Genomic DNA, 3,961 nt, shown 5'->3' with positions numbered 1-3,961 from the left:
GGCGATCCCCAGTGCCGAGAAGGTCGCCGTCGCGGCCAGAGCTTTGATGGAGGAGTCGTAATGATCTACAAGATGCCGAGCCTGGGCGCCGACATGGAGTCGGGCATCCTGGCCGAATGGAAAGTGAAAGAGGGTGACCGTGTCAAAAAGGGCGATGTCATCGCCGACATCGAAACGAGCAAGGGAATCATCGAGGCCGAGATCTACGAAGACGGCACGGTCGAAAAGATCGTCGGAAAAGAGGGGACGGAGTATCCCGTCGGCACCCCGCTGGCCGTGGTGAGGACCGAAAAGGACGACGACGAGACGATCGAAAGGGAGTTGGCTGAGGCTGAAGCCGCCCAGGGTATGAAAACTCCCGAAGAGGAGACGAAACCCGAACCGGCCCCGCAGCCGACGGAGAGAAAAGAGGTGACGGGTGCCGCGCCAAGAAGCGCCGCGGAAGAGATTTTCGGACCGCTCGGGCAGGCTGAGACGCCGGCGGTGGAGGAGGGCGGACGCGTTCGTGCGACGCCTCTGGCCAGAAAACGGGCGAAGGAGCTGGGGGTCGACCTGAAAGAGTTGGCGAAACGGGTGCATGGCAAGATCAGCGCCCGCGACGTCGAGGAAGCGGCCAAAACCCTGCCCAAGGCGGGCGCCAAGCCCGATGCCATGCGCATGGCGATCGCGGCGGCCATGAGCCGCTCCAACGCCGAGATCCCCCACTACTACCTCTCGACCCCGATCAACATGACGCCGGCGCTCGAGTGGCTGAGAGAACTCAACGCGAAGCGGTCGATCAAGGAGCGCATACTCCCTGCCGCACTGATGATCCGGGCGGTGGTCGAGGCGCTTAAAGCGGTCCCGGAACTCAACGGTTTCTGGAGAGAGGGGCCTGTACTCAGCGAAGAGATCCATCCGGGCATCGCCATCGCCCGGCGGGAGGGGGGTCTCATCACCCCGGCGATGATCGACGCGCACACGATGAACCTGGACGAGACGATGAGAGCGCTGACCGATCTGATCCGGCGCACCCGCGGCGGCAAGCTGACCAGCTCGCAAATGACGAAACAGACCATCACGATCACCAATCTGGGAGATCTGGGCGTCGAAAAGGTCTTCGGCGTCATCTATCCGCCGCAGGTGGCGCTGGTGGGATTCGGTCGCATCATGGAAAGACCCTGGATAGAGGGTGACGCCATCGCCGTCCGAAAGGTAGTCGAAGCCTCGATCGCCGGGGACCACCGGGCCACCGACGGAAGGACCGGTGCCCTGTTTCTGGCCAGACTCGACAAAATACTTCAAAATCCCAAGGAGCTGCTATGACGAAAGAGGCCATCAAAAAGACGATCGTCGAAACGATCTACGAAATCGCGCCCGAGCACGAAGGGGAGGCCATTCCCGAAAAGGAGAATCTGCAGGAATCACTGGAGATCGACTCCTACGACTTCCTGAATCTGTTGACGTCCCTGGCCGAGAAGCTGGGGGTGGAGGTGCCGGAAGAGGATTACGGCAAAGTCGATACGCTCGAGCATATGGTCGACTACTTTGCCGAGCGTATGTAAGTTCTAAAGGAGAGAATCATGGGAACCTACACGGATAAACTGGGAGAGATCAAGGCGCTGGTGGAGCGGCTGCAGAAGGAGGCACCCGAGCAGATGGAGGCGTTTCACAAATTCATGTTCGCCGTCGAGAAGCCGGGTGCGCTCGACACGAAGGCCAAGGAACTGGTCAATGTGGGGCTGGCGGTGGCGGCGCAATGCGAGTGGTGCATCGCGCTGCATGTCAAAGGGGCGCTCGACGCAGGGGCGAAAAGAGAGGAGATCGTCGACGCGGCGATGCAGGCGGTGCTGATGCACGGCGGACCCGCGCTGATGTATATGATCCCGGTGGAAAAAGCGCTCGACGAATTCGCGGCGAAGCAGTGAGATGAACACCTATACAGCCTATCCGCAAAGCGAAAAGTTTACACCGGAGGCCTGGGATCTGTTGATGCGCTATCGGCTCTCTCCCGAACTTTTCGCAGGGGAGGAGAGGGTGGAGGAAGAGGATGTCCGCGCATACATCCAGGCGCACGACGTTCCGCTCCCCAGGGCACTGAGCCCCATCCGGCAGGTGATCATCAAAAATGTCACGGAATCGGCTAAAAAACCGGTTTTTCACATCTATGACGGGATCAACGCCACACTGATTCGCGCCTACGAAACCAAAGAGCTGACGGTCACCGTCTGGATCCTCAAGCTCGTCGGCGAGGCGATGATGAGACATCCCGAAACCCGTACGACACTGGGTGCGGACACGTTCCAGGTGTGGCCCAACGCATCGATCGCTCTGGCGATGGCCCACGGCGAAGCCCTCTACATGCCGGTTTTCAGAGATGTCAACAAAAAGAGCGTGCAGGAGATCGCCGAAGAGCTGGCGGACTACAAAAAGCGTGTGCGAAGAGGAAGAGTACTGGCCTCCCATCTGGTCGGCTCCACTTTCGGTATCTCCAACCTGGGGATGACGGGCATCGAGCGGTTCGACGCCCTCATCAACAAGAACGACACCGGCATCGCCGCCATCGGCAGCGAAACCCAGGGGAGAATCAACGTGACCCTGACGATCGATCACCGTTTCATCGACGGCTGGCAGGCGGCGGAGTTCATGCAGACGCTCAAGGAGCTGGCGGAAGATCCGTCGGTTTTCAAAACGTGGAAAAACGGAAAACCGGAGGGTGCAGAATGAATTACGACTACGATATCGTGTTTCTGGGAGGCGGTCTCAACTACGCAGGGGCCGTCGTGGCTTCGAAGGCGGGGCTGAAGTGCGTTCTGGTGGAGAAGAATCCCGCTCATCTGGGAGGGACCTGCCTGCACAACGGCTGCATCCCCTCCAAAATGTACCTGGCCGCCGCCGAGACGGTACGCGCGTCGAAAAAGGAGCATTTCGAAGGTTCGCTTTCGCTCGATATGGCAAAGCTGGACGAGGAGAAGGAAACGCTTCTGGCGCGGGCGACGAAAGCGATCACGAAACAGTGCGAAAAGGTGGAGATCGTCGAAGGGGATGGTGTGCTTGTCGCACCGCATACCATAGAAGTGGAGGGGAAAACTCTCACAGGAAAGTATGTGATTATCGGAACCGGCTCGCGCCCTTTCATTCCCGAGGGGATCCGCTACGACGGAAGCTCTGTCATCACAAGCGACGAAGTGCTCAACATGCGGGAGTTTCCGGAGAGAATCGCCATCTACGGCGACGGCGCCATCGGTCTGGAGATGGCGAGCTTCTTCGCGGCGGCGGGTGTGGAGACGGAGCTGATCTGGCGGCACGACATCCTGCTGCGCAGAGCCCATACGGCGATCTCCGCCAATCTGGCCGATCAGATGCGCCAGATCGGCGTGAAACTCTCGCCCAACCGCTCCATCCAATCCGCCGAAGCGACACAAAAGGGTGTGCGGATCGTCTACGACGACGGTTCGCAGCACGATGTGCCGAGGCTTCTCGTGGCGACGGGGCGACGTGCGAACGTCGATCCGATACGAACCGATGCCGTCACGACGGGACCCCGGGGTATCGTCACCGACGAACACTTTCAGACTGCGTGTGAAAACCACTATGCCGTAGGAGACTGCAACGGCAAGCTCCAGCTCGCCCATGCGGCGAGGGCGGAAGTGCTCTATGTGGTCAGGCGGATTCTGGGTGAAAACCCGGAACCGCTGAATCTGAGCCATGTGGTGAAATTCATCCATACCCTGCCGTGCTCCTACGCGGTGGTGGGAGAAACCGGAAAAGAACTGCAAAAACGCGGAGTACGATACAAAGAGAGCGTGATTCGGCTGAGAGGATTGCCCTTTCCCCACACGCACGACGGAGATTTGGGCGTCATGGCGGTCTATGCCGACGAGGATGGATTCATCATGGGCGGAGAGATCTTCTGTCCGGGGGCCGAGGAGCTCATCGCCGCCGTTTCGATGGCCCTGGCGGGAGAGATGGACGTAAAGCT

The 3,961-nt window shown here is 59.7% G+C and carries 5 protein-coding genes; all 5 read left to right on the top strand.

From position 1 onward, the window contains the following. Positions 1-60: 60 nt before the first annotated feature. Entirely contained in the window at positions 61-1,305 is a 1,245-nt protein-coding gene (locus Q1K23_RS08365) for a dihydrolipoamide acetyltransferase family protein (RefSeq protein ID WP_300363765.1), read from the top strand. Beyond that, positions 1,302-1,544 carry a phosphopantetheine-binding protein gene (locus Q1K23_RS08360; protein WP_300363764.1) on the top strand — a complete coding sequence of 81 codons (243 nt, stop codon included), beginning with the start codon at positions 1,302-1,304 and terminating at the stop codon, positions 1,542-1,544. The genes Q1K23_RS08365 and Q1K23_RS08360 overlap by 4 nt, the downstream gene beginning before the upstream one ends. 18 nt (positions 1,545-1,562) lie before the next feature. Then, positions 1,563-1,907 carry a carboxymuconolactone decarboxylase family protein gene (locus Q1K23_RS08355; protein ID WP_300363762.1) on the top strand — a complete coding sequence of 115 codons (345 nt, stop codon included), beginning with the start codon at positions 1,563-1,565 and terminating at the stop codon, positions 1,905-1,907. Position 1,908: 1 nt separating this feature from the next. Then, on the top strand, positions 1,909-2,706 hold the full coding sequence (locus Q1K23_RS08350) for a 2-oxo acid dehydrogenase subunit E2 (protein WP_300363760.1): 798 nt from the start codon (positions 1,909-1,911) through the stop codon (positions 2,704-2,706). Next, positions 2,703-3,961, top strand: a 1,259-nt coding sequence (locus Q1K23_RS08345; RefSeq protein ID WP_300363759.1) for an NAD(P)/FAD-dependent oxidoreductase, incomplete at its 3' end; no start/stop codon positions are given. The genes Q1K23_RS08350 and Q1K23_RS08345, both read left to right, overlap by 4 nt.

Source organism: Hydrogenimonas sp., from assembly GCF_029933015.1.
In the GTDB taxonomy this organism is placed as follows: Bacteria; Campylobacterota; Campylobacteria; order Campylobacterales; family Hydrogenimonadaceae; genus Hydrogenimonas.
The sequence above is the reverse complement of the archived record's forward strand: the minus strand, read 5'-3'. Positions and strand labels throughout refer to the sequence as shown.